Annotated in this window: 23 protein-coding genes and 1 pseudogene; 15 read left to right on the top strand and 9 right to left on the bottom strand. The window is 72.4% G+C overall.

Features of this window, described 5'->3' with window-relative positions:
• Nucleotides 1-3: 3 nt before the first annotated feature.
• From ACGFN2_RS13250 to ACGFN2_RS13235, 4 genes are all read right to left on the bottom strand, one after another.
• Nucleotides 4-816: an amino acid ABC transporter ATP-binding protein gene (locus ACGFN2_RS13250; RefSeq protein ID WP_393359885.1), complete on the bottom strand. Its 813-nt coding sequence runs from the start codon at nt 814-816 to the stop codon at nt 4-6.
• Complete coding sequence (locus tag ACGFN2_RS13245; RefSeq protein ID WP_362607079.1) at nt 813-1,694, bottom strand: amino acid ABC transporter permease; 882 nt, start codon at nt 1,692-1,694, stop codon at nt 813-815. The genes ACGFN2_RS13250 and ACGFN2_RS13245 overlap by 4 nt, the downstream gene beginning before the upstream one ends.
• Nucleotides 1,695-1,711: 17 nt before the next feature.
• Nucleotides 1,712-2,587, bottom strand: coding sequence for an ABC transporter substrate-binding protein (locus ACGFN2_RS13240; protein ID WP_362607078.1), 876 nt, complete (start codon nt 2,585-2,587; stop codon nt 1,712-1,714).
• Nucleotides 2,588-2,750: 163 nt separating this feature from the next.
• Entirely contained in the window at nt 2,751-3,434 is a 684-nt protein-coding gene (locus ACGFN2_RS13235; protein ID WP_362607001.1) for a glycerophosphodiester phosphodiesterase family protein, read from the bottom strand.
• A gap of 553 nt (nt 3,435-3,987) precedes the next feature.
• Between ACGFN2_RS13235 and ACGFN2_RS13230 the strand changes: the two genes are divergently transcribed.
• The 5 genes from ACGFN2_RS13230 to ACGFN2_RS13210 all read left to right on the top strand — a co-directional run bounded on the left by ACGFN2_RS13230 (nt 3,988) and on the right by ACGFN2_RS13210 (nt 8,686).
• Nucleotides 3,988-5,385 carry a DUF6421 family protein gene (locus ACGFN2_RS13230; protein ID WP_362606999.1) on the top strand — a complete coding sequence of 466 codons (1,398 nt, stop codon included), beginning with the start codon at nt 3,988-3,990 and terminating at the stop codon, nt 5,383-5,385.
• A 59-nt stretch (nt 5,386-5,444) separates the two neighbouring features.
• Entirely contained in the window at nt 5,445-6,206 is a 762-nt protein-coding gene (locus ACGFN2_RS13225; RefSeq protein ID WP_362607076.1) for an SDR family NAD(P)-dependent oxidoreductase, read from the top strand.
• The gene (locus tag ACGFN2_RS13220; protein ID WP_393359883.1) at nt 6,185-7,273 is read left to right on the top strand and encodes a threonine aldolase family protein; all 1,089 of its coding nucleotides are present in this window, start codon (nt 6,185-6,187) and stop codon (nt 7,271-7,273) included. The genes ACGFN2_RS13225 and ACGFN2_RS13220 overlap by 22 nt, the downstream gene beginning before the upstream one ends.
• Nucleotides 7,274-7,369: 96 nt before the next feature.
• Nucleotides 7,370-7,948 (top strand): transglutaminase domain-containing protein, encoded by a 579-nt coding sequence (locus tag ACGFN2_RS13215; protein ID WP_393359881.1) that lies wholly within the window; start codon nt 7,370-7,372, stop codon nt 7,946-7,948.
• Nucleotides 7,949-7,960: 12 nt separating this feature from the next.
• A complete protein-coding gene (locus tag ACGFN2_RS13210; protein ID WP_393359879.1) occupies nt 7,961-8,686 on the top strand; it encodes a B3/4 domain-containing protein in 726 nt (241 codons plus the stop codon).
• 21 nt (nt 8,687-8,707) lie between these two features.
• Here ACGFN2_RS13210 and ACGFN2_RS13205 read toward each other — a convergent pair whose 3' ends face one another.
• Nucleotides 8,708-9,424, bottom strand: coding sequence for a lysophospholipid acyltransferase family protein (locus ACGFN2_RS13205; RefSeq protein ID WP_362606993.1), 717 nt, complete (start codon nt 9,422-9,424; stop codon nt 8,708-8,710).
• A 310-nt stretch (nt 9,425-9,734) separates the two neighbouring features.
• Here ACGFN2_RS13205 and ACGFN2_RS13200 point away from each other — a divergent pair.
• The 4 genes and pseudogenes from ACGFN2_RS13200 to ACGFN2_RS13185 all read left to right on the top strand — a co-directional run bounded on the left by ACGFN2_RS13200 (nt 9,735) and on the right by ACGFN2_RS13185 (nt 12,924).
• Nucleotides 9,735-10,153, top strand: a pseudogene (locus ACGFN2_RS13200) (TlpA family protein disulfide reductase).
• A 225-nt stretch (nt 10,154-10,378) separates the two neighbouring features.
• Complete coding sequence (locus tag ACGFN2_RS13195; protein ID WP_362607073.1) at nt 10,379-10,885, top strand: flavin reductase family protein; 507 nt, start codon at nt 10,379-10,381, stop codon at nt 10,883-10,885.
• 239 nt (nt 10,886-11,124) lie between these two features.
• Complete coding sequence (locus ACGFN2_RS13190) at nt 11,125-11,910, top strand: electron transfer flavoprotein subunit beta/FixA family protein (RefSeq protein ID WP_393359877.1); 786 nt, start codon at nt 11,125-11,127, stop codon at nt 11,908-11,910.
• 51 nt (nt 11,911-11,961) lie between these two features.
• Nucleotides 11,962-12,924 (top strand): electron transfer flavoprotein subunit alpha/FixB family protein, encoded by a 963-nt coding sequence (locus ACGFN2_RS13185; RefSeq protein WP_393359875.1) that lies wholly within the window; start codon nt 11,962-11,964, stop codon nt 12,922-12,924.
• Between the two features lie 127 nt (nt 12,925-13,051).
• Here the strand turns inward: ACGFN2_RS13185 and ACGFN2_RS13180 are convergent, their stop codons facing one another.
• Nucleotides 13,052-13,567: a DinB family protein gene (locus ACGFN2_RS13180; RefSeq protein WP_393359873.1), complete on the bottom strand. Its 516-nt coding sequence runs from the start codon at nt 13,565-13,567 to the stop codon at nt 13,052-13,054.
• Between the two features lie 194 nt (nt 13,568-13,761).
• On the opposite strand from ACGFN2_RS13180, the gene ACGFN2_RS13175 reads away from it, so the two are divergent.
• Complete coding sequence (locus tag ACGFN2_RS13175) at nt 13,762-15,048, top strand: DUF6986 family protein (RefSeq protein WP_362606980.1); 1,287 nt, start codon at nt 13,762-13,764, stop codon at nt 15,046-15,048.
• A 98-nt stretch (nt 15,049-15,146) separates the two neighbouring features.
• Here the strand turns inward: ACGFN2_RS13175 and ACGFN2_RS13170 are convergent, their stop codons facing one another.
• Nucleotides 15,147-15,773 (bottom strand): TetR/AcrR family transcriptional regulator, encoded by a 627-nt coding sequence (locus ACGFN2_RS13170; RefSeq protein WP_393359871.1) that lies wholly within the window; start codon nt 15,771-15,773, stop codon nt 15,147-15,149.
• Between the two features lie 72 nt (nt 15,774-15,845).
• On the opposite strand from ACGFN2_RS13170, the gene ACGFN2_RS13165 reads away from it, so the two are divergent.
• Both ACGFN2_RS13165 and ACGFN2_RS13160 read left to right on the top strand, forming a co-directional pair.
• Entirely contained in the window at nt 15,846-16,151 is a 306-nt protein-coding gene (locus ACGFN2_RS13165; protein WP_393359869.1) for a hypothetical protein, read from the top strand.
• The gene (locus ACGFN2_RS13160) at nt 16,148-16,390 is read left to right on the top strand and encodes a hypothetical protein (protein WP_393359867.1); all 243 of its coding nucleotides are present in this window, start codon (nt 16,148-16,150) and stop codon (nt 16,388-16,390) included. Before ACGFN2_RS13165 ends, ACGFN2_RS13160 begins: the two co-directional genes overlap by 4 nt.
• Nucleotides 16,391-16,476: 86 nt before the next feature.
• On the opposite strand, the gene ACGFN2_RS13155 is transcribed toward ACGFN2_RS13160, so the two are convergent.
• Nucleotides 16,477-17,517 (bottom strand): LacI family DNA-binding transcriptional regulator, encoded by a 1,041-nt coding sequence (locus ACGFN2_RS13155; protein WP_393359865.1) that lies wholly within the window; start codon nt 17,515-17,517, stop codon nt 16,477-16,479.
• Between the two features lie 142 nt (nt 17,518-17,659).
• Between ACGFN2_RS13155 and ACGFN2_RS13150 the strand changes: the two genes are divergently transcribed.
• Entirely contained in the window at nt 17,660-18,613 is a 954-nt protein-coding gene (locus ACGFN2_RS13150; RefSeq protein ID WP_362606967.1) for an ROK family protein, read from the top strand.
• 108 nt (nt 18,614-18,721) lie between these two features.
• The gene (locus ACGFN2_RS13145; RefSeq protein ID WP_393359863.1) at nt 18,722-20,833 is read left to right on the top strand and encodes a protein kinase; all 2,112 of its coding nucleotides are present in this window, start codon (nt 18,722-18,724) and stop codon (nt 20,831-20,833) included.
• Between the two features lie 77 nt (nt 20,834-20,910).
• On the opposite strand, the gene ACGFN2_RS13140 is transcribed toward ACGFN2_RS13145, so the two are convergent.
• Nucleotides 20,911-22,995, bottom strand: a complete 2,085-nt coding sequence (locus ACGFN2_RS13140) for an NPCBM/NEW2 domain-containing protein (protein WP_393359861.1) — start codon at nt 22,993-22,995, stop codon at nt 20,911-20,913.
• Between the two features lie 980 nt (nt 22,996-23,975).
• Between ACGFN2_RS13140 and ACGFN2_RS13135 the strand changes: the two genes are divergently transcribed.
• The gene (locus tag ACGFN2_RS13135; RefSeq protein ID WP_393359859.1) at nt 23,976-25,010 is read left to right on the top strand and encodes an NUDIX domain-containing protein; all 1,035 of its coding nucleotides are present in this window, start codon (nt 23,976-23,978) and stop codon (nt 25,008-25,010) included.
• Nucleotides 25,011-25,177 lie beyond the last annotated feature (167 nt).

The following is a 25,177-nucleotide window of genomic DNA, read 5'->3' as shown; positions in this document are numbered from 1 at the left end:
CGCTCACAGCCGGCCCGCCTGGATGATCCGCTGGAGGAACTGCCGGGTGCGGTCGTGCCGCGGATCGCCGAAGACCTGCTCGGACGTGCCGCGCTCCAGCACCACCCCGCCGTCCAGGAAGCACACCTGGTCGGCGACCTCCCGCGCGAAGCCCATCTCATGGGTGGCGATGACCATGGTCATGCCCTCCTCCTTGAGTTCGCGGACCACCCCCAGCACCTCGCCGACCAGCTCCGGGTCGAGCGCCGCGGTGATCTCGTCGAGCAGCAGCAGCCGGGGCCGGCCGGCCAGCGCCCGGACGATCGCGACCCGCTGCTGCTGGCCGCCGCTGAGCCGGTCCGGGTACTCCCCGGCCCGCGCGCCCAGCCCCAGCCGCTCCAGCAGCTCGCGGGCCCGCGCCTCCGCCTCGGCCCGCGGCACCCCGTGCACCCGGCGCGGCGCCAGCGTGATGTTGTCCAGCACGGTCATGTGCGGGAAGAGGTTGTACGCCTGGAAGACCACGCCGATCCGGCGGCGCACCGCGTCCACGTCGGCCCGCGGATCGGTGATCTCCGTGCCGTCCAGGAAGATCGCGCCGTCGTCGATCTCCTCCAGGAGGTTCGCGCAGCGCAGCAGGGTGGACTTGCCCGACCCCGAGGCACCGATCAGCGCGGTCACGGTGTGCGGCGGAACCTCCAGATCCACGTCCCGCAGCACGACCGTGCCCCGGCCGTAGGTCTTGCGCACGGACTCCAGCCGCAGCACCGGCCCGCCGCCGGGCGTGTCCGGAGCGGCGGCCTTCCCGGCCGGCAGCGGGGCATCGTCCGTCGTGCTCATGCGAGTCCTCCCTGGGCGCGCCGGCGGTCCATGCGGGCCGTGATCCAGTCCGTGCAGCGGGTCATCGGGATCGTCAGCGCGACGAAGACGAGACCGGCTACTACATAGGGCGTGAAGTTGAAGTCCTTGCCGGCGATGATCTGCGCGGCGTACACCGCGTCCACCGCGCCCGCGATGGACACCAGACCGGTGTCCTTCTGCAGCGAGACCAGGTCGTTCAGCAGCGGCGGCACCACCCGCCGCACCGCCTGCGGCAGCACCACGAAGCGCAGCGCCTGCCCGTTGGAGAGCCCCAGCGACCGGGCCGCGGCCCGCTGCGAGGGGTGCACCGATTCGATGCCGGCCCGGAAGACCTCGGCGACATAGGCGGAGTACGTCAGCACCAGTGCGGAACCGCCCAGCAGCACCGGATCGGTGGTCACGCCCTGGAGCCGCAGCGCCGGCACCCCGAAGACCACCATCAGCAGACAGATGATCAGCGGCAGTCCGCGGAAGAAGTCGGTGTACGCGGCGGCCAGCGCGCGCAGCGGGAAGAACACCGGCCCGCGCAGGGTCCGGGCCACCGCCAGCAGCAGCCCGAGCACCAGCACCGCCGCCCCGCACACCACCAGCAGCCGCAGGTTCAGCAGCAGCCCGTCCAGCACCTTCGGCAGCGCGATCCGCGCGTACTCCGGACTGAGGAAGGTCTCCCGGGTACGCGGCCAGCCGGGCGAGCGGGTGATGACGAGGAAGAGGACGGCGCCGGTGACCAGGGTGCTCAGCGCGGCGACGGCGGTGGCACGCCGGGCCCTGGCCCGCTTGAACCGCTCCCGCTCGATCCGCCGTGCCGAGGGCGCGTACCCGTCCCCGGTCCCTTCCGGTGTCACCGGAGTCTTCAGCACACTTTCTCCGTACGTCACTTGAGCACCGGCACGGACACGGCGTCGGCCAGCCACTTCTTCTCCAGCCGGGCCAGGGTGCCGTCCTTCCGCAGGGCGTCCACCGCGGCCGTCACACACCCGGTGATCCGGCTCTCCTTGTCCAGGACCAGCCCGAACTGCTCCTCGGCGGCGCCGGTCGCCGCGAACTGCCCGACCACCTCGGCATCCTTGACCTCCGCCGAGGTGATGTAGAAGGCCGTCGGCAGGTCGGTGAGGATCGCGTCGACCTGGCCGTTCCTGAGCGCGGACTTGGCGAGGTCGTTCTTCTGGAAGACGGCCGGCGGCTCCGAGGGCCGGACCGTGTCCTGGAGGACGTCCAGGCTGGTGCTGCCGACCTGCGCACCGAGCTTGACCCGCCGCAGATCGGCGATGCTCTTGGCCCTTGCGGCCCGGGACCCCTTGAGCGCTACCACCGCCTGGCGTACGTCGTAGTAGCCGGAGGAGAAGGCGACGGCCCGCTTGCGCGCGGCACTGACGGAGACCTGGTTGATGTCGAAGTCGAACTTCTTCGCACCGGGCGCGAAGGCGTTGTTGAACGGCACGGTCTGCCAGCGCACCGCGCCCTTGCCGTAGCCCAGTTGCCGGGCGACGGCGTAGGCGACCGCGGACTCGAAGCCCTTGCCGTTGGCCGGGTCGTCGTCGTGGAACCACGGCGCGTAGGCGGGCTTGTCGGTGCCGACCGTGAGCGTGCCGCGGGCCACGGTGGCCAGCCGGCCGCGGTCGCAGCTCTGCGGGCCGGCGGCCCCCGGACCACCGGGGGAGGCGTCCTGCGGGGCACAGCCGACGGCCGCGGCGAGCAGCGCGACGGCGGCGCAAGCGGCAAGACGGAGGGGGCGGTTGGCGAGGCGCATGGCGGGAGAGTGGCAGTGCATCAGGCCCGCTGTCGAGATCACCCAGGGAAATGTCCGCATGCCGGACGCCCATTGCAGGGCTGTGAACTGTGCATTTCTCCGTAAGCGGGCGGGCCGGGGGGACGCGGTACGCCCCGCCCGGCGCGAGGTGACGCCCGCCGGCCTACGCGGTGAAGCGGACCGCCCGCCGGATCTCCGGCTGGTCGGTCACCACACCGTCCAGCCCGAGCCCGCGGGCCAGGCGGAGCTGGTCGTGGGTGTTGACCGTCCAGGCCACCACCTTCAGCTGCGCGGCATGGGCCCGCTCGACCAGTTCCAGGGTGAGCCGGCGGATGTTCAGCGAGAGCATGGTCGCGCCGACGGCCAGCGCTCGGTCGACGACGTCGGCGCCGTAGCGGCTGCCGACCAGCGCGGTACGGACACCGGGCAGCAGGGTGCGGATCGCGGCCAGCGCCTCGTCGTGGAAGGAGATCACGTCGACCCGGTCGACCAGGTCCCGTGAGCGCAGCACCTCGGCCAGCGCCTGCGCGGCCGCCACGTCCTTGATCTCGGCCTGCAGCGGCGCCTTGACCGCCGCCACGACCTCCTCGAAGACGGGGATGCGCTCGCCCTGCCCGGCGTCGAGCTCGCGCAGCTCGGCGAGGGTGCGTTCGGCGATCGGACCGGCGCCGTCGGTGGTCCGGTCCACGTCCGCGTCGTGCATCACCACGAGCGCGCCGTCCTTGCTCAGATGCAGGTCCAGTTCGATGACATCGAGGCCCTCGTGCTCGGCGCGCACGAAGGAACGCAGGGTGTTCTCCGGCTCCACGCCCATCATCCCGCGGTGTCCGATGGTGAGAAAGGACAAGGCTGCCTCGCTTCTGTCGGCTCGGTGCTGCTGTCGGCTCAGTCCCGGTGTCGACCGTCGACTGTCGGCAACGGTGTGACGAAACGGCGCTCAGCCTAACGGGACCGTACGGCGGGAAAGGGGGCGCCGGACGGGGCCGCGGTGTGTCCAGTACGGGTACCCGCCATATCCGGTTCCAGACCGGCTCACCCTCGCGTGGGCGAGTCCTCGCGGCGCTGACGGGCCTGCCGGGAACCGGTCACCACGTGCGCGGACGGTGCCGGGGAGCGGGGTGTGGCATATGCCATACGACTACGGGCGGTAGGCGTCCGGTAGGCCGGACGGCGCCGTTCCGGAAGGTGCAAAGGTGGCCTTTCCCCGTCAACACGCCCTGAAAGAAGCGCCGCAAGCCCCGGCGTCGCGGGCAGGAAGTGCCGTCCGGGCCGTCACGCACAGGAAAAATCGGTGTGAGTGCCGGGTGTCGGCAGAAAGATTTTCACCGGTGCCACTTGAGCGGGCGATCGTCGGCTGGTTACCGTGTTCTGACAACACGATCTACCGCCGGAGGGCAGTCATGACGGAAATTCTTTCGCCTGTGGGTGTCCAGGAGGCCACCACGACCGCAGAGAGTGTGGTCGCGCACCCGGCGTGGCCGGTGCTCAAGGACGCCGTCGAGAGCATCCGCCCGTGGCAGTCCAAGGACGGTTCGATCGACCTGACGGCGGAGGGCGCACCGACCGCCGACGCCGTCCGCGCCGAGGTGGACCGCGTCATAGCGGCCCTCGGCGAGCTGGCCCCGCTGCTGCCGCACAACGCCGCCTACCACGAGGCGCTCGTCACCGACCTGCGCCGCTGGGCCGACGGCGGCTTCGACGTGCCGGACTTCCTGGACTCGCTGCTCGCCTTCCAGCCCGCCCGGCACCGCGCCGACGGTCTCCAGCACCTCGTCCTGTTCCCCATGTACACCCAGAACGGCAACCCGGACCGCAACTTCGAGGCCGTCGTGCTGCGCATGGTCTGGCCGGACTGGCTCTCCGAACTGGAGCGCACCCGCTACGACAACGCCCTCTTCTGCGGCATCACCTTCGAGGACTTCACGGCCGGCTACGACACCCACTCCGCCGTGCTCTTCCCGGAGACCATCGCGGTGCGCGAGGCCCCCGAGCGGTTCAGCTGGGGCGGCATCTTCTGCGACCGCGAGGCCGCCCGCTTCCGCCGGGTCAGCAAGGCCGCCGTCGAGACCCTCGGCCTCGAACTCCCCGACGACATCCGCACGATGCTCGACGACCAGAAGCGCTGCCAGGAGTCGTTCGTCCTGTGGGACATGGTGCACGACCGCACCCACAGCCACGGTGACCTGCCCTTCGACCCGTTCATGATCAAGCAGCGCCAGCCGTTCTGGATGTACGGCCTGGAGGAGCTGCGCTGCGACCTCACCGCCTTCAAGGAGGCCGTGAAGCTGGAGGCCGAGGGGTACCCCCAGGCGCGCGATGTGCAGTTCACGGTGATCTTCGACCGGATGTTCCGCTTCCCTGTCAGCGGCGACCGGGTCCGCAACTACGACGGCCTGGGCGGCCAGCTGCTCTTCGCGTACCTCCACCAGCACGACGTCGTACGCTGGACGGACAACACACTGCACATCGACTGGGAGCGGGCGCCCAAGGTCACCAACCAGCTGTGCGGCGAGATCGAGAAGCTCTACCGCGACGGCATCGACCGGCCCAAGCTGGTCCACTGGTTCGCCGCGTACGACCTCGTCTCGACGTACCTGGCACCGCACCCGGGCTCGGTCTGGGCCAAGGGGCCCGAGGCCCTCGACCTGGACCAGCCGCCGCGCAAGCTCGTGGACGACGTGCTCGCCGACGAATTCCCGCTGAGCATGTTCTACGAAGCGCTCGCCAAGAAGCTGCGTGCTGTGATCGCATCCACCAAGGGCATCACGGCCCACAGCGACGCGTTGGCGGCGGCATGACGACGGACCGGAACACCCGGCCGCAGGCCGTCGAGGAGCAGGACGAGGAGGCGACGAAGATGGGAACTTCGACGGGCGGCCAGGGGCCGCTGGAGGGTGCGGTCATCGCGGTGGCGGGCGCGGCCGGACCGGCCGGGCGCGCGACCCTGCTGCGGCTGGCCGAGGCGGGTGCGGTGGTCGTCGGCTCGGACTCGAACCCCGAGCGGCTGGCGGAGGCTGTGGACGCGGCCCGCTACGCCCACGGCGGCGCCACGGTGATAGGGGACACCGTGGATCTTCTCGACCTGGACCAGGCCCGTGAATGGGCGGACCGTACGGAGAAGGAGTTCGGCCGGATCGACGGTCTGGTACACCTCGTCGGCGGCTGGCGCGGCTCCGCCACCTTCGCGGAGACCGACCTCGCCGACTGGGACGTGCTCCACAAGCTGCTGGTCCGCACGGTCCAGCACACCTCCCTCGCCTTCTACGACGCCCTGGAGCGCAGCGGCAACGGCCGTTTTCTCCTCACCAGCGCGGCCGGCGCCGGCAAGCCCACCAGCGGCAACGCCGCCTACGCCGCCTCCAAGGCCGCGGCCGAGGCCTGGACGCTGGCCATGGCGGACGGTTTCCGCAAGGCAGGTGGTGAGCAGGGGCCGCGTGCCGCTGCTGCCATCCTGATCGTGAAGGCGCTCGTCAACGACCAGATGCGCGCCGAGCGACCGAACGCGAAGTTCGCGGGCTTCACGGACGTCACGGAGCTGGCCGAGGCCATCGCCGGGGTCTGGAGCCGGCCCGCCCAGGAAGTGAATGGACAGCGTCTGTGGCTGACCCCCGAGCCGTGACCGGAGCGAAGACCGACGCCCGGCAGCACCACGACCCCGAGATACGCGGCTTCGCCAGCGACAACTACGCGGGCGCGCACCCCGAGGTGCTCGCCGCGCTCGCCCTCGCCAACGGCGGCCATCAGGTCGCTTACGGCGAGGACGACTACACCGCGCACCTCCAGCGCGTCTTCCGCAGCCACTTCGGGCAGCGTGCCGAGGCGTTCCCGGTCTTCAACGGCACCGGCGCCAACGTCGTCGCCCTCCAGGCCGTGACCGACCGCTGGGGCGCGGTGATCGCCGCGGATTCCGCGCACATCCACGTCGACGAGTGCGGTGCGCCCGAGCGGGTCGGCGGGCTCAAGCTGCTCACGGTGCCCACCGAGGACGGCAAGCTCACCCCCGAGCTGATCGACCGCGAGGCGTACGGCTGGGACGACGAACACCGCGCCATGCCGCAGGTCGTCTCGATCACCCAGAGCACGGAGCTGGGCACGGTCTACACGCCGGACGAGATCCGGGCGATCTGCGAACACGCCCACGAGCGCGGCATGGTGGTGCACCTGGACGGCTCGCGGATAGCCAACGCCGCGGCGACCCTCGATGTCCCGATGCGGGCCTTCGCCAACGCCGTGGGCGTCGACATCCTCTCCTTCGGCGGCACCAAGAACGGTGCGGTCTTCGGTGAGGCCGTGGTCGTGCTCAACCCCGACCGGGTGCGGGCGATGAAGCATCTGCGGAAGCTGTCCATGCAGCTGGCCTCCAAGATGCGCTTCGTCTCCGTCCAGCTGGAGGCGCTGCTCGCCAAGGACCTGTGGCTGCGCAACGCCCGGCACGCCAACACCATGGCGCAGCGGCTGGCGGCCGGCGTGCGGGAGATCGGCGGGGTGGAGATCCTCTACCCCGTGCAGTCCAACGGGGTGTTCGCCCGGCTGCCGCACGACGTCAGCGAGCGGCTCCAGAAGCGCTACCGCTTCTACTTCTGGGACGAGGCGACCGGCGTGGTGCGCTGGATGTGCGCCTTCGACACCGCCGAGGAGGACGTCGACGGCTTCCTCGCTGCACTCCGCGAGGAGCTGGGCCGCTGAACGGCACCGCAGCTCGGAGAACGCCAATTGCATAATCATGCGCCCGGCCGAAAAGTCATTGACTCTCGGCTGGGCGCATCATTACGCTCCCCGGGCATGGAGCTGATCCAGAACGCCCCGGAAATCTCTGCCTACTTGGCCGCCGACGAGGTCATCGACCACGAGCATCCACGCGTCCGGGCCGCCGCCGCCACCCTCTCCGTCGGCGCCCCCGATGCATACGCATACGCCAAGGCCGCCTTCGAATTCGTCCGCGACGCCATTCCGCACAGTCAGGATGTCGGTGATCCACGGGTTACCTGGCGTGCCTCGGACGTCCTCGCCCAGCGCACCGGCATCTGCTACGCCAAGGCGCACGCCCTCGCGGCCCTGCTGCGCGCCGAGGGCATCCCCACCGCGCTCTGCTACCAGAAGTTCGACGTCCTCCACGGCCTGGTCGCCGTCCGGCTGCCCGGCGAGGACCGCTGGGCCCGGCAGGACCCGCGGGGCAACAAGCCGGGCGTCGACGCACAGTTCCGCCTCGACCGGGAGCAGCTCGCGTTCGTCGCCCGCCCGGAGTTCAATGAAGTGGACTGCCCGGTGCTGTTTGCTGAACCGCACCCGGCCGTGCTGAAATGCCTCCGGGAGGCCGTCGACCGGCCTCACCTCTGGCAGACGCTCCCCACCGACTTCTGAGGAACGGCCCTGATGTCCAGCCCTTCGCAGGCCCCCGACCTGACCTGTGCCCTGCAGGTCTCCGACGAGGTGCGCGCCCTGGCACCCGGTTTCAGCTGGCTCGCCGTCGAGGCCCACGGCCTGACCAACGGGCCCAGCGACGAGGCCGGTGCGGCGCTGCTGGACGACGCCGCCCGCCGGCTGGCCGAGCGCCTCGACGGGCGCGCCCCGCAGGACGATCCGCACCTCGCCGCCTGGCGCGCCGCGTACACCGCCTTCGGCAGCAAGCCCTCACGCACCCGCAACTCCGCCGAGGCGCTGGCCCGGCGCGCGCTCGCGGACGGCGGGCTGCCGCGCATCAACCGGCTGGTCGACCTCTACAACGCCGTCAGCGTCGCGCACCTCGTCCCCGTGGGCGGCGAGGACCTGGACCGTATCCAGGGCGTTATGCGGCTCGTCCGGGCCACCGGCGACGAGCCGTTCGTCACCGCGGCCGGGGGTGCCGAGGTCATCGAGCACCCCGATGCGGGCGAGGTGGTCTGGTGCGACGACGAGGGCGTCACCTGCCGCCGCTGGAACTGGCGGCAGGGCGTGCGCACCCGTCTCACCGAGGACTCGGTCAGCGCCCTCTTCCTGCTGGAGCGGCTGGCCCCCATGCCGCTCGACGCGCTGACGGCCGCGGGCGCCGAGCTGGCCGAGGCGCTGCGCCGGGCCTGCCCGGACGCCCGGATCGAGGTCGGTGAGATCCGCTCCTGCTGATCCGGGCCGGTCCCGGGACGGTCAGGCGAGGCGGCCGGGCGCCGCGGGGGCGGTCCCGCCGAGGTGCGCCGGAATCCACCAGGTGTCCTCGGCGTCCTTGGGGCGCACGGGGTAGGCGCGCTGGGCCGCCTCCAGCAGGTCCTGCACCCGGGACCGCAGCCGGTCGGTGATCTTCTCGGCCTGCTCGTCCGGGTCGGCCTCCATCGGCTCGCCCACCCGGATCGTTATCGGGAAGTGGTTACGGCCCAGATCGCGCTTGTGGCCCTTGGTCCACAGTCGCTGGGTGCCCCACAGTGCCACCGGCAGCAGCGGCACCCCGGCCTCCTGGGCCAGCCGCGCCGCACCGGACTTGAAGGTCTTCAGGGTGAAGGACTCGGAGATGGTCGCCTCGGGGAAGACCCCGATGACCTCACCCGAACGCAGGGCGGACAGCGCGTGCTTGTAGGCGTGGATGCCCTGGCCGCGGTCCACGGGGATGTGCTTCATCGCGCGCATCAGCGGACCGGACACCTTGTGCCGGAAGACCGACTCCTTGGCCATGAAGCGCACCAGCCGCTTGGCCGGCCGCGCGGTGAGCCCGGCGAAGACGAAGTCCAGGTACCCGATGTGATTGCTCACCAGAACCGCCCCGCCGCGGCGCGGAATGTGGTCCGTCCCGGCGATGTCGAATTTCAGATCGAGCGCCTTGAAGAGCGTACGGGCGGCGCCGATCACCGGCGGATAGACGAGCTCTGCCATTGTCCGGAGGACCCCTTTTCCACGCCTGGGGAGGGTTCTCCCGGCGGAAACCTACGCAGTCGTAACTGCGGCTTTCGGGAGATCGTGCCCGAAGTCGGCCGCGGCGGCCAGCGCGCCGGCCACCCCGGCCGGGAGATTCTTGTCACGTGGTGACCGCTTCAGCCCGCCGCGCGCCGCACCAGACGGTACCTCTCGCACCCCAGGCAGTACCCGAAAACGGCGTTCGCGATGGCCGTGCCCCCGCCCTGCCGCAGACCGGGCCGGGTGCGGGGCCGGGAATCTTTGCGGTCTGCTGAACGCTGCACCCTCGATGACAGGACTCATGTGTGCCTCGCGGTGCTCGCTGCGGCGAGCGTCTTCGGCGTGTGGCACCAACGCCGCAATGGGAGGCTGACGGTGCGGGAGCGGGACGACACGGCGCGGCTGGGTGCCGCCGAGATCGGCGCGGCGCTGGGGGAGCGCGCCACCCTCGTGCAGTTCTCCAGCGCCTTCTGCCAGCCCTGCCGGGCCACCCGGCGCACCCTCACCGAAGTGGCCGGCATGGTCGAGGGCGTGGCCCATGTCGAGATCGACGCGGAGGACCATCTGGACCTCGTGCGGCGGCTCCAGGTGCTGCGTACCCCCACGGTGCTGGTGCTCGACGCGGAGGGCGCGATCGTGCGCCGCGCCTCAGGGCAGCCCCGGAAGGCGGATGTGATCGCGGCGCTGGGTGCCGCGGTCCGTGATTGATCTCCCAGATGGCGGGCGCCCCTTGACGCTGTGGGTCACGAATCGTCACTCTGACGTGATGCGGCCAGGACCCCTTCTCTACGGACGCGCCCACGTCGACCTTCTGCGGACCGCCAGTGCCCGCTGTCCGGGCATGTGAGCAGCGACGACCCCTCTGCCGTCGGCCGCCGCACGGCCGCCGACGGCTCCGCCCGGGCCCGTACCCGACAGCAGAAGGACAACTCCATGACGGCCCTGACCGGCCTCGGCACGCCGCACACCGCTTCTCCCGAGCTCCTGCGCTCGGTCTTCCGCCAGCACGCCGCCGGCGTCGCGGTGATCACCGCACCCGGCGCCCGCCCCGCGGGCTTCACCGCCACCTCCCTCACCTCCGTCGCCGCCGACCCGCCGCTGCTCTCGTTCGGCGTGGGCACCGGCTCCTCCAGCTGGCCGGCCGTCTCGGAGGCCGAGCACATCGGCGTCCACATACTCGGCGAGCACCAGCAGGAGCTGGCCGCCACCTTCGCCCGCAGCGGGGCCGACCGCTTCGGCCCCGCCACCGCCTGGCGCACCGGCCCCGAGGGCGTGCCCCTCCTGGACGGCGTACTGGCCTGGCTGGTGTGCGAGGTCGTGGCGCGGGTCCCGGCCGGCGACCACCGCATCGTGCTCGCCCGGCCCGTGGTCGGCGACCCGGCCGGGCCCGGCCGTCCGCTCCTCTATCACCAGGGCCGTTTCAACGCGCTCCGGGACTGACGGTCCGTCGCCGGAACCCGACACGCGCGGGTTCCGGCGCGGCTTCCTCTTCACCTGTTCAGGGCCGTTGGCAACGTCACATTTCGACGGCCTTGATTCGGGGCACGAGACTGGATGTACTGGCGAGTAATATGACGGTCGGCGTGGGGACGCGCATCCGACCGGGAGCCGCCCCAACAGGCGCCTATGCTGCCAGCACAAGGCAGTTCTGAAGAGACGAAGCAGGTAGGAGAGTCGGCGTGAGCTTGAGGATCGTTGTCTGTGTGAAGTACGTGCCCGACGCCACCGGCGACCGGCACTTCGCCGAGGACCTGACCGTCGACCGGGACGATGTGGACGGTCTGCTCTCGGAGCTCGACGAGTACGCCGTCGAGCAGGCCCTGCAGATCAAGGAAGCGGCCGACGACGCGGAGATCACGGTCCTCACCGTCGGTCCCGAGGACGCCAACGACGCGCTGCGCAAGGCGCTGTCGATGGGCGCCGACAAGGCCGTCCACGTCGAGGACGACGACCTGCACGGCACCGACGCGCTCGGCACCTCCCTCGTGCTCGCCAAGGCCATCGAGAAGACCGGCTACGACCTCGTCGTCTGCGGCATGGCCTCCACCGACGGCACGATGGGTGTGCTGCCCGCGCTGCTCGCCGAGCGGCTGAGCGTTCCTCAGGTCACCCAGCTCTCCGAGGTGTCCGTCGCCGACGGCAAGGTCACCGGCCGCCGGGACGGCGACACCGCCAGCGAGCAGCTGGAGGCCGCGCTGCCGGCCGTCGTGTCCGTCACCGACCAGTCGGGCGAGGCGCGTTACCCCTCCTTCAAGGGCATCATGGCCGCCAAGAAGAAGCCGGTGGAGTCCCTGGACCTGGAGGACCTGGAGATCGAGGCGGACGAGGTCGGCCTCGAGGGCGCCTGGACCAAGGTCGACGGCGCCACGGAGCGCCCGGCCCGTACGGCGGGCACGGTCGTCAAGGACGAGGGCGAGGGCGCCAAGCAGCTCGCCGAGTTCCTCGCGGGCCAGAAGTTCATCTGAGCCGCGTAGTCCTTCCCCCGCCCTCATTCTTCCCCGCAGGAGAGCAATCCCATGGCTGAAGTTCTTGTCTACGTCGACCACGTGGACGGTGCCGTCCGCAAGCCCACCCTCGAACTGCTCACCCTCGCCCGCCGCATCGGCGAGCCGGTAGCGGTGCACCTCGGCCCGAACGCCGACGAGGCCGCCAAGGTCCTCGGCGAGCACGGCGCCGTCAAGGTCCTGGCCGCCGACGCGCCCGAGTTCGCCGAGTACCTCGTCGCCCCCAAGGTCGACGCGCTGCAGGCCGCCTACGACGCCGTCTCCCCGGCCGCCGTGCTGCTGCCGTCCTCCGCGGAGGGCAAGGAGATCGGTGCCCGCCTCGCGGTCCGCATCGGCTCCGGCATCATCACCGACGCCGTCGACCTGGAGGCCGGCGACGAGGGCCCGGTGGCCATGCAGTCCGTCTTCGCGGCCTCGTACACCACCAAGTCCCGCATCACCAAGGGCACCCCGGTCATCACCGTCAAGCCCAACTCCGCCGCCCCGGAGGCCGCGCCGGCCGCCGGCGCGGTCGAGCAGCTCGCGGTGACCGTCGCCGACTCCTCCAAGGGCACCAAGATCGTCTCGCGCACCCCGCGCGAGTCGACCGGCCGCCCGGAGCTGACCGAGGCCGCGATCGTGGTCTCCGGTGGCCGTGGCGTCAACGGCGCCGAGAACTTCCCGGTCATCGAGGCGCTCGCCGACTCGCTCGGTGCGGCCGTCGGCGCCTCGCGTGCCGCGGTGGACGCCGGCTGGTACCCGCACACCAACCAGGTCGGCCAGACCGGTAAGTCGGTCTCGCCGCAGCTGTACATCGCGGCCGGCATCTCCGGTGCGATCCAGCACCGTGCCGGTATGCAGACCTCGAAGACCATCGTCGCCATCAACAAGGACGAAGAGGCGCCGATCTTCGAGCTGGTCGACTACGGCGTGGTCGGCGACCTCTTCGACGTCGTCCCGGCCCTCACCGACGAGGTCAAGACCCGCAAGGGCTGAACCCGTCGCGGTGCCGGTCTCTCCGGCGCAGGCCCGAGGCCCCGTACGCACGCTGCGTACGGGGCCTCGGGTGTCCGCGGCCGAAGGGGTGCCGCGGAGGCGTTGCCGGACGGTCCTGCCTCGCGTCCTAATCGCCCGTCACACCGTCGATCCGCTCGCGGAGCAGGTCGGCGTGGCCGTTGTGCCGGGCATACTCCTCGATCATGTGGACGTAGATCCAGCGCAGGCTCCGCGCGCCCCGGGGGCCGGTGAAGGTCTCGTCCAGCCCGCGGTCCGCCACGGCCTTGTCGCAGGCCTCGGTCTCGGCGCGGAAGGCCGCGAACTGTGCCTCGGCGGCGGACGGGTCGAGATCCTCGAAGTCGGCGTCGGGGCGGGCCTCGCTGAAGTAGAGATCGCCGACCGGCTCACCGAGGAAGCGCTGGCGGAACCAGGCCCGTTCGACCTCCGTCATGTGGCGCACCAGGCCGAGCAAGGTCAGGTCGGACGGTGCGCTGCTCGCCTGGACGAGCTGGTCACCGGTGAGTCCGGTGCACTTGGCCAGCAGGGTGTCGCGATGGAAGTCGAGCCAGCCTTGCAGCATCTCCCGTTCACCGGCCACGGTGGGGAGTTCTCGGCGCTCGACGGAGGGTGCGGTCCATGTCATGCGGGTGAGTCTGATGGGGCCGGCGCCGGGGCGCCACGGGATTTCGGGGCGGTCGGACGCCCGTGACCTGCGCCGCCCGGGGCGAGGGGTGTTGACCTCGCCGAACGACCCGGATAACTTCGCTATACGGATTGTTGATTCCGTTAAGCGGAATACGCGCGATTGTCGGGTGTGAGCACCGGGAGGGGCAGCGAATGGGGCAGCAGGAGACCGTGGCGACGAGCCTCGCGGACACCGTACGCGAGGGCATCGGCGCCGCTCTCGCCCAGGTGGACGCGGATCTGGCGCGGCGCTACCCGGGTGACCCCGGCACCCGCCAGCCGGTCCACACGGTCTATGTCCCCGGCGACACCTTCACCGCCGGCACCCTGCGCTCCTGGGGCGACCAGGCGCTCGCCGCCCTCGACGCCCACGCCCCCGACGCCGGTGCGCTCGCCGCCGTCCTCGGCATCCCCGACGCGCTCGCCGCCGACGTCCACGACCGGGTCCGCGCCAAGCTGGCCCGTGAGCCCATCGAGGACCTGCGCATCGACTTCGAGGACGGCTACGGCCCCCGCCCGGACGCCGAGGAGGACGCCGCCGCGGCCCGCGCCGCCGCCCTGGTCGCGGCCGCGTACGAGACCGGCACCGCGGCCCCCTGTATGGGCATCCGGATGAAGTGCATGGAGGCCGCCGTCCGTGACCGCGGCATCCGCACCCTCGACATCTTCCTCACCGGCCTGATGGAGGCCGGCGGGCTGCCCGACGGCCTGGTCCTCACGCTCCCCAAGGTGACCTACGCCGAGCAGGTCACCGCCATGGTCCGGCTGCTGGAGGCGTTCGAGAAGGCGCGCGGGCTGGAGAGCGGCCGGATCGGCTTCGAGATCCAGATCGAGACCACCCAGTCGATCCTGGGTGCCGACGGCCGGGCCACCGTCGCCCGCATGATCGAGGCGGCCGAGGGCCGCGCCACGTCCCTGCACTACGGCACCTTCGACTACAGCGCCTCCTGCGGCGTCAGCGCCGCCCACCAGTCCCTCGACCACCCGGTGGCCGACCATGCCAAGGCCGTGATGCAGGTCGCGGCGGCGGGCACCGGCGTACGGCTCTCGGACGGCTCGACCAACGTCCTCCCGGTCGGCCCGACCGAGCGGGTCCACGAGGCCTGGCGGCTCCACCACCGCCTGGTGAGCCGCTCGTTGGCCCGCGCCTACTACCAGGGCTGGGACATGCACCCGGCCCATCTGCCCACCCGCTACGCGGCGGTCTACGCCTTCTACCGCGGGGGCCTGGAGCAGGCCGCGGCCCGGCTCGCGGCGTACGTCGCCAAGGCCGGCGGCGACGTCATGGACGAACCCGCCACCGCCAAGGCGCTGAGCGGCTATCTGCTGCGCGGCCTGGACTGCGGAGCCCTGGACACCGCCGAGGTCGCCCGGCTGTCCGGCCTGACCCGCGCCGACCTGAACGCCCTCGCGGGCCGCCCGACGGCCACGACCGCCTGAGGGCATGAGGTCAACTTGTCGCGTGCTGCGGTGAGTTGACGGTCGCCATTTCTTGTGCGAACGAGGCCCCCGCCGGATCGGCGGGGGCCTCCTTCGCGTCAGTCCGCCGCCGGTCCGAGGTCGTCGACATGGGCGCGCAGGACGGCGGCGCAGGCCGTCGCGTCCAGGACCTCGGGCCGCAGGACGGCGGTGAAGCCGAGGCCGTCCAGCAGGGACGTCAGCCGCTCGGTCTCGGTTTCGACGCTCAGCCCCGGCCGCAGCCCGCCCGCCGAGTCGAGCCGGGTGAGGATGCGGCGCACCAGGGTCCGGGTGGCGACCGCGGTCTCATGGGCGAGGCCGTCGAGCGTGGGATCGGTGCGTGCCGCCGTGGAGAAGTCGACGAGGACGGTCACCTCGGCGCGCCGTGCGTCGTCCAGGGGCAGCAGCTCGGAGAGCAGTTCCACCGCGAACCGGCGGATACGGGGCCCGGAGAGGCCGTCCAGATCGCCCAGTTCGTCGATCCGGCGCCGGAGGCGCTCGCCGACCCGGTCCACCATCGACCGCATCGCGAAGCACATCAGCTCCTCCTGTCCGGCGAAGTAGTGCCGGACCGAACCGATGTTGAGCCGCGCCTCGTCGGCGACGGCGCGGAGTGAGGCGCGCTGGAGGCCGTCGCGTACGGCCACGCGGAGGAGGGCGTCCACGACCTCGCGGCGCCGGGCTTCCCGGTCCACCTGTTTGGGCATGGACCCTTTCTATCACGGCTGTGATAAATTGTTTTCTATCACGCTCGTGATACAAAAATGGGAGAGGTGGCCATGGAACAGGTCCTGAACCTTCTGCTGCTGCGCTTCGGCCTGCTCGTCGGCGGCCTGGTGGTGCTGGCCCTGCTGGTCTTCGCGGTGGCGCTGGCGCTCCGGCGACGGGGGAGGCTCGGCGAGCTGCGGCGGTATGCGGCACCCGCCGCGCGCGCCGTGAGCCGCCACTTGGGCGACCGCGGCACCACGCGGGGCCGGGGTGCCTCCCGGGGCGGCGGCTCGTTGGCCGGGGCGGCACTCAGGGCCGCGGCCCGCCGTCTGGACGACGACGGGCGCGGGCGGCGGGAGCGGGGTGCGGGCCGATGACCGGCGGCGGCCCGCCGGCGGGGCCCGGCGTCGTCCTCGCTCGGGGTGGGGGCGACGGTGCGGGGCTGGTCCACCACCTGCTGGTGGACCAGGCGTTCAAGGCCGGCATCGTGCTCGTCGCGCTGATCGCGCTCGGGCTGGGGATGGCGCTCCTCTGGAAGAGAGCCGGCCGCGCCGGGCCCCCGCGGCGCGACGACCGGCGACGGCGGGGGGCGACGGCTCGTGACGGCGGGGGGTGACGGCCCGTGGCGCCGGTGCGTGGCGGCCCGCCGACCCCGCAGCGCGCGGTGGCTCTCCGGTCTGCGGCGGCCCGCTGACGGGGAGTTCAGTCCTCCGACGGCGGGATCTCGCCCGAGCCGCGGGGGATCAGCCGGGTGGGTATGTCCATCCGGCGGGGTGCGTCATCCGCGCCGTCGAGCCGGCGGAAGAGCAGCTGCGCCGCCGTACGGCCCAGGCAGGCGGCGTCCTGGGCGACGACGGTGATGGCCGGGTCGACCAGATCGGCGAGTTCGAAATCGTCGAAGCCGACGAGCGCGACCGGGCGCGGGTGGCCGGCGAGCACCCGCACCGCCGTGACCGTGACGCGGTTGTTGCCCGCGAACAGTGCGGTCACCGGCTGCGGGCCGGCCAGCATGGCGGTGGCGGCGGACCGCACCCGCTCCGGCGCGGTCGTGCCGAGGGACACCCAGGACTCGTCAACGGGCAGGCCGGCGGCGGCCATTGCCGTGCGGTAGCCGCGCAGCCGCTCATGGGCGGTGTGAATCCTGGGCTGGTCGCCGATGAAGCCGATCCGGCGGTGGCCGTGCGCGATGAGATGGGCCACCGCGTCCCGGGCGCCGCCGAAGCTGTCGGAGAGGACGGTATCGGCGTCGATGCGGCCGGCCGGGCGGTCGACGAAGACCGTGGCTATCCCGGCCGCGATCTCCGGCTCCAGATACCGGTGGTCGTCCCCGGCCGGGATGATGACCAGGCCGTCCACCCGCCGGGCGCACAGGGCCAGCACCAACTCCTGTTCCCTGGCCGGGTCCTCGGCGCTGGAGCCGTTGATCAGCAGCGCGCCGTGGTTGCGGGCGACCTCCTCGACGGCGCGGTTGAGCGGGCCGTAGAAGGGGTCGGCGAGATCCTCCAGCACCAGGCCGATGCTGGCCGTGCGGCCCTTGCGCAGGATGCGGGCGGAGTCGTTACGGCGGAACCCCAGGGCCGTGATGGCCTCCTGGACGCGCCGCTCGGTGTCCGGGGTGACCCCCGGTTCGCCGTTGACCACACGGGAGACCGTCTTGAGGCCCACGCCGGCGCGTGCCGCGACATTCTTCATGGTGGGCCGGGTGCCATAGCGGCGGGACGTGCCCCGCGCGGTGTCGGTCACGGTGAGCGGTCCTGATTCTGTCGGCGTCGGCGTGTGGCGTCGAGCATAGCCTCTAGACAACGTTGTCAATCGCGGGGAGACTGGCGTTCTCGCGCCGGGCCGGTACGCTCGGCCCCCGGGCCCACCAGGAGATTCCACACAGATGCAGACCGACCTCAGCGCAGCCTTGGACATCGGCGGCACCAAGATCGCCGGCGCTCTGGTGGACCCCCGCGGCAGACTGCTCGTACGGGCCGCCCGGCCCACGCCCGCCGACGAGGACGCAGCGACGGTGATGCGCGCGGTGGCCGAGGTGATCGGCGAGCTGGCGGCGGGGCCGGACTGGGCGCGGGTGGCGGCCGTCGGTATCGGCAGCGCGGGCCCGGTGGACGCCGCCGCCGGCACCGTCAGCCCGGTCAACATCCCCGGCTGGCGCGACTTCCCGCTGGTCGCCGGGGTGCGGGCGCTCGTGGGGGAGCGCCCCGTCGTGCTGGTCGGCGACGGCGTCGCGATGACCGCGGCCGAGCACTGGCAGGGCGCCGCCCGGGGCCACGCCAACGCCCTGTGCATGGTGGTCTCCACCGGCGTCGGCGGCGGCCTCGTCCTCAACGGCCGGCTGCACCCCGGGCCCACGGGCAATGCCGGGCACATCGGCCACATCACCGTCGACGTCGACGGCGACGCCTGCCCGTGCGGCTCCCGCGGCTGTGTCGAACGGATCGCCAGCGGCCCCAATATCGCCCGCCGGGCGCTGGCCAACGGCTGGCAGCCGGGACCCGACGGTGACACCAGCGCGGCCGCCGTCGCCGCCGCCGCGCACGCCGGGGACCCGGTCGCCCTGCGCTCCTTCGAGCGGGCGGCCCGCGCGCTGGCAGCCGGAATCGCCGCCACCGCCACGCTCGTCGAGATAGACATCGCGGTCATCGGCGGGGGAGTCGCGGGCGCGGGCGAGGTCCTCTTCCGGCCCCTGCGTACGGCCCTGCGGGACTTCGCGAAGCTGTCGTTCGTGTCGGGCCTGACGGTCGTACCCGCCCAAATGGGCACGGACGCCGGGGTGGTGGGCGCCGCGGCCGCCGCGCAGCAGTCCCTTCTCGACGCGTTCGTCCCCGCGCCCTGACCTCACCCCCGCGCGCCCCTGCGCCCCCTAATCTGGTGCCCATCGCGACGGCCGCCGTGACGCACACGGGTGCCGGCAGGGCTACCGGTATCGAGGGGATCGACAACGGTGACAACGGGGGAGCGTGCGCCGGACGGGGCGGACGGTGCGGACGGGCAGCCCGGGGCGAACGGTGGGAGCGGGCCCAGCGAGCCCTCGCGAAGCGTTGACGGCGCAGCGGGTTCCGGCGCGCCCGGCGCCGCCGCGGCGGGCGGGTCGCCGGGCGGCCCCGACGCGGATCTGAACGGGCGGCTGCTGGGCGGCCGTTACCGCGTGACCGGCCGGATCGGGCGCGGCGGCATGGGAGTGGTCTGCCGCGCCGTCGACGAGGTGCTGGGCCGCGAGGTCGCGGTCAAGGTCCTGCGCGCCTACACTGACGCCTCCGCTCCGGAACTGGCCGATCTGCGCACCCGGATGCAGCGCGAGGCACGGGCCGCGGCCCGCATCCGGCACTCCGGGGTGATCACCGTCCACGACGTCCTCGACGAGGACGGCCGCCCCGTCATCGTCATGGAGCTGGTGGACGGCCCCTCGCTGGACGATGTGCTGCAGGAGCGGGGCACCCTAGAACCCCGGGAGATCGCCCGGATCGGCGCTCAGGTGATGGCAGCCCTGGACGCCGCCCACCGGGCCGGCGTGCTGCACCGCGATGTCAAGCCCGGCAATGTGCTGCTGGACGGCTGGGGGCAGGGACCGGGCCGTCCGGGCGGCGGGGGAGGCCGGGTGGTGCTCACCGACTTCGGCATCGCCAGCATCGACGCCCCGGGCGACGGCGCGACCACCCACCTCACCCGCAGCGGCGAACTCGTCGGCTCCCTCGACTACTTGCCGCCCGAGCGGGCCCAGGGCCAGGACCCCACTCCGGCCTCGGACATCTGGTCGCTCGGGATGACGCTGTATGCGGCGGTCGAGGGCGGCGGCGCGCCGTTCCGCCGTACGTCGGTGTGGTCGACGCTCACCGCGATCGTCACGGAGGCGCTCCCCGAGCCCCGGCGGGCCGGGCCGCTGACCCCGGTGCTCCATGCCCTGATGGCCAAGAACCCGGCCGACCGGCCCAACGCCGCCGAGGCCCGCGGCCTGCTGACGGCGGTGGCGGAGGGCCGCGAGCCCACGCTGCTGCCGGCGCCCGCGGCGCCGCACTCGCCCACGGTGACCGATGTCCGGGCGGCGGCCCCGCCGGACGGCCGGCTTCCCGGCCCGGTACCGCAGGCCGGCCCGGCGGCACCCCGGCCCACACCACAACCGGCACCGCCCGTTCCGGCACCGGCGGCGACGCCGCACTCCGCGACCGCCGGACACCCCACGCCGGGTGCCACCGGCCCCCACCCGGCGAACGCCACCGGACGGGAGGCCGGTCGGAACGCCGGACCGGACGCCGTACGCGCTGCCGAGCGGGACACCGAACGGGTTGCCGCGCGAGGACGGCCTCGTGTGGCCCTGGCCGTGGCGGCGGTGCTCGCCGTCCTCGCGGCGGGTGGCGGCCTCACGTATGCGCTGGTCGGCGGCGGGTCGGGCAAGGCGGTCGCGGAGCGCGGGGCGTCGGCCGGGCCGGGCGGGCCGGACCACCGGGACGCGGCCGACGGCAGGACCGACGGCCGGAACGACGCCAGGGGCAACCACGAGGACGAGGGCGGCAGGGGCCGGGACGGCGGGCGGAGCGGGCCGCCGTCCTCGTGGGACCGGCCCTCGGACGGCGCGGGGGTCAACGCCCCCGGCCCCGGTGGTGCGGGCGGGAGCCCGGGCGGGCAGGACGGTGGCGCGGGGGAGACCGACGGGGGCGCCGACGGCGGGGGCGGTTCGGGCGGGGGCCAGGGCGGTGCGTCCGGCGGGACCGGCGGTGGCGGTGACGGCGGTGATGACAACGGCGGTGGCGGCGCCGGCGGTGAGCCGACGGAACGGCCGTCGTGCCGGGCGATCGGCGGCGGCAGGGCCAACTGCGAGGTCTGGCGCGGCGCGGACTCGTACACCGCGTCGTTCCGGCGGGTCGGCACCCTCACCATGGGCACCAACTACTTCTACTGCCAGGCGAGGCTGGGGCGCCGGGAGACCTACGGGACGTGGACGAATGTCTGGTGGGCCAAGACCGATGACGACAGCGGCCATTCCGGTGTCTACGTCAGCGTCGTCTACCTCAGGGGCGGGGAGAACGACGAGCCGGTTCCCGGACTGCGCACCTGCTGACTCCGGGTGCGCGGCCCGGGTGCCGGGCGGACCGGCGGGCCCGCCCGGCAGCGACGGTCACCCCGCCGGCCGTCGTCTCAGCAGCGGAAGGTGGCGTCCGCCCAGTCGGCGTGGTCGTAGTCGATCCCGTCCCCGCCGTCCGTCACGACCAGCCGGACGGTCTGCGCACCGGCGACCGGGGCGCTGACGTCCCGCGCGGGGTCCTTACCGGTCACCGGGGAGATCCGGGCGACCCGTTCGCCGTCGGCCCACACCTCGAAGCCGACCGAGCCACGGTCCCCGGCCTCGTCGTCGACGCCGACCCGGGCGCTGAACGCGGAGCACCGCCCGCCGGTGTAGAAGCTCACCTCGCTGGCGGCATGGACGCCCAGGCCCTTCGCGAAGCCGGTGCCGCCGATGCGGATCGGTCTGCCGTCCCCGGCCGCCTCCTCCCCGACGCTGGTGTTCTTCTCCACCGGGCCCCAGCCGTTGGCGGCGGTGAGCCAGGGGAGTGCGGCGGCGTCCGTGGTCCCGGCCGGCGGGGGCACGACGACATGGGCCGTGCCCGGCAGGGTCGTGGTGATCCGCGCGCCGCCCGGGGAGCGGTAGGCCGCGGTCAGCGGCAGGGCGTAGGCGCCGGGCGCGGTGCCGGACGGTGCGGAGATCCGCCAGCTGGTGCGGAGCGTCCGGCCGCCGGGCAGGGCGCGGGCCGACGCGGGTGAGGTGGCCTCGGCCCGCCAGCCCCGCGGCGCCCGGAGCGTCACGGTGAGGTCCTTGGCGGGGGTGCCGCCCAGGTTGCGCACGGTGGAGCGGAGCCCGGCGGCGGTGCCGGCCTCGACCAGCGGCGTACGGTCGGTGCCGGTCTCGGTGGCCGGCGGGTAGGTGGCCCAGCGCGGGTCGGCGGAGACACGGTAGACGGTGGTGCCGTGCGCCGGGACGGTCGCGGAGACGGTGCCCGTGGTGTGGGTGTCCCGGTGCTGCCACAGATCACGCAGCCGGTAGCCGTCGGCCTGCGGCAGGCCGAGGTCCCTGGCCGTGGTGGCGATCCGCTGCGGCCGCCCGGTCTCGTTGAACAGCGCCACCGCGCGGTCACCGTTGGCCAGTTGGCGGACCACCGTCCAGCGCCCGTCCTCGGACTTCAGCACCGTGGCCTGCTTGCCCAGCGGGTCCTGGTCGAGGGCGATGACGTCCTTGTTGGACAGGATCTCGAAGGTCTCCGGGGTCGCCTTGCGCAGATCGGAGCCGATCAGCAGCGGAGCGGCCATCATCGACCACAGCGAGAAGTGGCTGCGGTACTCGGTGTCGGTCATCCCGCCGTTGCCGACCTCCAGCATGTCCGGGTCGTTCCAGTGCCCGGGGCCGGCGTGCGGTGCGAGCGGCAGGTTCTGCTTGGCGAGGGCGAGCATGCTCGACCAGGAGTCGCTGATGTCGCCGGTGGTGCGCCACAGATGCCCTACGTCCGACGCCCACTCCCAGGGCTTGTTCTCGCCCCATTCGCAGATGCTGTAGACGATGGGCCGCCCGGTGGCCTCGATCGCGTCCCGCATGGCCCGGTACCGCTGCTTGGCGTCCACACCCATGTTGTTGCAGTTGTCGTACTTGAGGTAGTCCACACCCCAGTCGGCGAACTGCTGGGCGTCGGACTTCTCGTGGCCCAGTCCGCCGGGGAATCCGGCCGGGTTGCAGGTCCTGATCCCGGCGCTCGTGTAGATGCCGAACTTCAGGCCCTTCGCGTGCACGTAGTCGGCCAGCGCCTTGATGCCGTGCGGGAAGCGCCGCGGGTCCGGTACGAGCTTGCCGTCCTTGTCGCGGGTGGGCAGCGCCCAGCAGTCGTCGAGATTGACGTACTCGTAGCCGGCGTCCTTGAGGCCCTTGGTGACGAAGAGGTCGGCGATGCCCTTGACCATCTCCTCGTTGAACTCCGCCCGGCAACCCGTGGAGTTCCAGTTGTTGAAGCCCATCGGGGGCGTCTTCGCGAGGCCGCCGGGAAGCCGGTGGGCCTCCGCGGCGCCGGCGGTACGGGCCGTACTCGCGCCGGGGGCGGTTCCGGGGGCCGGGGCGCCGGGTGTCCGGGCCGCGGCGGGCAGGGCGGTCACTCCTGCGGTACACAGCAGCGCGGCGGACAGCGCTCCGATGATTCTTCGCTGACCTCGCCGGTGGATGGTGCGGAAATGAACGCGCATGCTTCGCGTCCTCCGTCTTCGCGAGAGGTGTGGTGGGGTTCGTTACCGGTCGCGTACGAGTGTTTACGGTAGGGCTTGTTGGAGTCTGTTGGAAGAGGAGCGCTCGCGGTTCCTGGCGAAGGCTCACCAACCGCCGTGACTCTCCCGGCCCATCGGAGCGACATCCCGCCAACTCACGTTGATTTCTGTTTGGTTCATCCCGAGGAGAGAAACCTGACCCCGTGAGCTTTCGGCGCCCCGGCGGCACCCGGGGAAGCGGCAGGACATCGGAGGTCCCGCCGGCCCCTTGCAGCGGTTCGCGCGGGGCACGGCACCCGGCGCCAAGAAGGTGACCTTCCCCCGCCCACCCCGACCGCCCCGGAAGCCGCACCCGAAGAAAACCTTCGCCCCGGCCATTCACGGCGCACGAGCAGAAGTCACCGACGAGAGGAAGGCCAATACCCCGGACTCCACGGCACATGGACGAGACTCCCTCCACTTGTCATCGCCGTACGGACCGCATTCCCCCGCACCTTCCGCAGTTCCTTCCGGCCCCTTTCCCGCGCGACTCCCGCGGGAAATCCTGGAGACCGCGGCCGTCGACGCAGTGAGTGCAGCGAGGCGGTATCCGCGGGTGCGCGCAAGGGGCGGGCGGAACCGCGAGGAACCGGCCGCCGAGCCCCCATGGGCCGCCGTCATATGCGGCACTCCATGGGGCGGCGGCGGTCCGGAAACCCGGTATCGGGTGGGGGTTTCGGTACAGGAGGGGCGGGGGAGCGCTTGTTAGCCGGGGGCTTTCGCGGCGGCGGATACGGTGACCGAGCATCCGCCGCGCGCGGCATTTCTCGATCGGCGGGTCCATGGGTGAGCGAAGGCCCCCGGGCCGGGCCGATGGTCGAATGTGCAACGTTCCCGGTCGTGCGCGCGGCCCCTGGTTCCCGAGAGTTTCCGTGGCAGGGTGTTGCGGGCAACTGACCTGGGTCTAGGGAAGAGGGGAAACCGTGATCGTCTGGCTGAACGGCGCGTTCGGTGCGGGCAAGACCAGTACGGCTCATGAATTGCTCGACCTGCTTCCCGGAAGCACGCTCTACGACCCCGAACTCCTCGGCAGCGGACTGCGGTTGATGCTGCCGGCCAAGCGGTTCGAGGAGATCGACGACTACCAGGACCTGCCGGCCTGGCGGCGCATGGTCGTGGACACCGCGGCGGCCCTGCTCACCGAGGTCCCCGGTCCGCTGGTGGCGCCGATGACGCTGCTGCGCCAGGAGTACCGCGACGAGATCTTCGGCGCCCTCGCCGCCCGCCGGATACCCGTACGGCATGTGCTGCTGCACACCGAGGAAACGATCCTGCGGACGCGGATAGCGCAGCGCGAGGAGACCCCGGGCGACACCGCGGCGAACCAGTCGGTCCGCCGGTGGTGCCTGGAACACCTCGGGCCGTACGCCGACGCCCTGCCGTGGCTGCGCGGCGACGCACACGTCGTGGACACCACCCGGCTGACCCCCCGGCAGGCCGCCGAACAGGTCGCCGAGGCCGTCCGTACCGGCGCCGGCGCCTGCGACATCGTGCAGACCCCCGAACCGACGGCCGAGACGCTCGCCGCCGGTGTGCTGCTCTTCGACGACCAGGACCGGGTACTGCTCGTCGACCCGACCTACAAGGCCGGCTGGGAGTTCCCCGGCGGCGTGGTGGAACGCGGAGAGGCCCCCGCACAGGCCGGAGTACGCGAGGTCGCCGAGGAACTCGGCATCGAACTGCCCCACGCGCTCCGGCTGCTGGTCCTGGACTGGGAAGCGCCTGCGCCTCCCGGCTTCGGTGGCCTCCGACTGCTCTACGACGGCGGTACGTTGCCCGCCGACCGCATCAGCAAGCTGTTGCTCCCCGGCGCGGAGCTGCGCGAATGGCGCTTCGCGACCGAAGCGGAGGCGCGGCAGATGCTGCCGCCGGTTCGCTGGAACCGGCTCCACTGGGCGCTCCGCGCGCGTGAACGCGGTTGCCCCCTCCATCTGGAGGCGGGTGTCCCTCTGGGGTGACCCCCAGTCTCCCCTCCCCTCCGCTGCGCGGGGCGTGGGTGCGGGTGATGTTTGCGGGTGCCTCCGCCGTTCGCGCCTGGCGGCGGGCGGGTCCGCTGCGCGGGGCTGTCGGGGTGCGGTGACGGGCCTCCGCGGGTGGGGTGTGCCGGACTGCTTCGCTTTACGTC

Origin of the sequence: Streptomyces sp. NPDC048612, assembly GCF_043199295.1 — a bacterium.
GTDB lineage: Bacteria > Actinomycetota > Actinomycetes > Streptomycetales > Streptomycetaceae > Streptomyces.
The sequence above is the reverse complement of the archived record's forward strand: the minus strand, read 5'-3'. Positions and strand labels throughout refer to the sequence as shown.

What these genes read in the sequence shown, in the direction of transcription:
- ACGFN2_RS13250 (WP_393359885.1), bottom strand. Translation starts at nt 816, where the DNA reads ATGAGCACGACGGACGATGCCCCGCTGCCGGCCGGGAAGGCCGCCGCT.
- ACGFN2_RS13240 (WP_362607078.1), bottom strand. Translation starts at nt 2,587, where the DNA reads ATGCGCCTCGCCAACCGCCCCCTCCGTCTTGCCGCTTGCGCCGCCGTC.
- ACGFN2_RS13230 (WP_362606999.1), top strand. Translation starts at nt 3,988, where the DNA reads ATGACGGAAATTCTTTCGCCTGTGGGTGTCCAGGAGGCCACCACGACC.
- ACGFN2_RS13225 (WP_362607076.1), top strand. Translation starts at nt 5,445, where the DNA reads ATGGGAACTTCGACGGGCGGCCAGGGGCCGCTGGAGGGTGCGGTCATC.
- ACGFN2_RS13215 (WP_393359881.1), top strand. Translation starts at nt 7,370, where the DNA reads ATGGAGCTGATCCAGAACGCCCCGGAAATCTCTGCCTACTTGGCCGCC.
- ACGFN2_RS13210 (WP_393359879.1), top strand. Translation starts at nt 7,961, where the DNA reads ATGTCCAGCCCTTCGCAGGCCCCCGACCTGACCTGTGCCCTGCAGGTC.
- ACGFN2_RS13205 (WP_362606993.1), bottom strand. Translation starts at nt 9,424, where the DNA reads ATGGCAGAGCTCGTCTATCCGCCGGTGATCGGCGCCGCCCGTACGCTC.
- ACGFN2_RS13195 (WP_362607073.1), top strand. Translation starts at nt 10,379, where the DNA reads ATGACGGCCCTGACCGGCCTCGGCACGCCGCACACCGCTTCTCCCGAG.
- ACGFN2_RS13185 (WP_393359875.1), top strand. Translation starts at nt 11,962, where the DNA reads ATGGCTGAAGTTCTTGTCTACGTCGACCACGTGGACGGTGCCGTCCGC.
- ACGFN2_RS13180 (WP_393359873.1), bottom strand. Translation starts at nt 13,567, where the DNA reads ATGACATGGACCGCACCCTCCGTCGAGCGCCGAGAACTCCCCACCGTG.
- ACGFN2_RS13175 (WP_362606980.1), top strand. Translation starts at nt 13,762, where the DNA reads ATGGGGCAGCAGGAGACCGTGGCGACGAGCCTCGCGGACACCGTACGC.
- ACGFN2_RS13170 (WP_393359871.1), bottom strand. Translation starts at nt 15,773, where the DNA reads ATGCCCAAACAGGTGGACCGGGAAGCCCGGCGCCGCGAGGTCGTGGAC.
- ACGFN2_RS13165 (WP_393359869.1), top strand. Translation starts at nt 15,846, where the DNA reads ATGGAACAGGTCCTGAACCTTCTGCTGCTGCGCTTCGGCCTGCTCGTC.
- ACGFN2_RS13160 (WP_393359867.1), top strand. Translation starts at nt 16,148, where the DNA reads ATGACCGGCGGCGGCCCGCCGGCGGGGCCCGGCGTCGTCCTCGCTCGG.
- ACGFN2_RS13150 (WP_362606967.1), top strand. Translation starts at nt 17,660, where the DNA reads ATGCAGACCGACCTCAGCGCAGCCTTGGACATCGGCGGCACCAAGATC.
- ACGFN2_RS13140 (WP_393359861.1), bottom strand. Translation starts at nt 22,995, where the DNA reads ATGCGCGTTCATTTCCGCACCATCCACCGGCGAGGTCAGCGAAGAATC.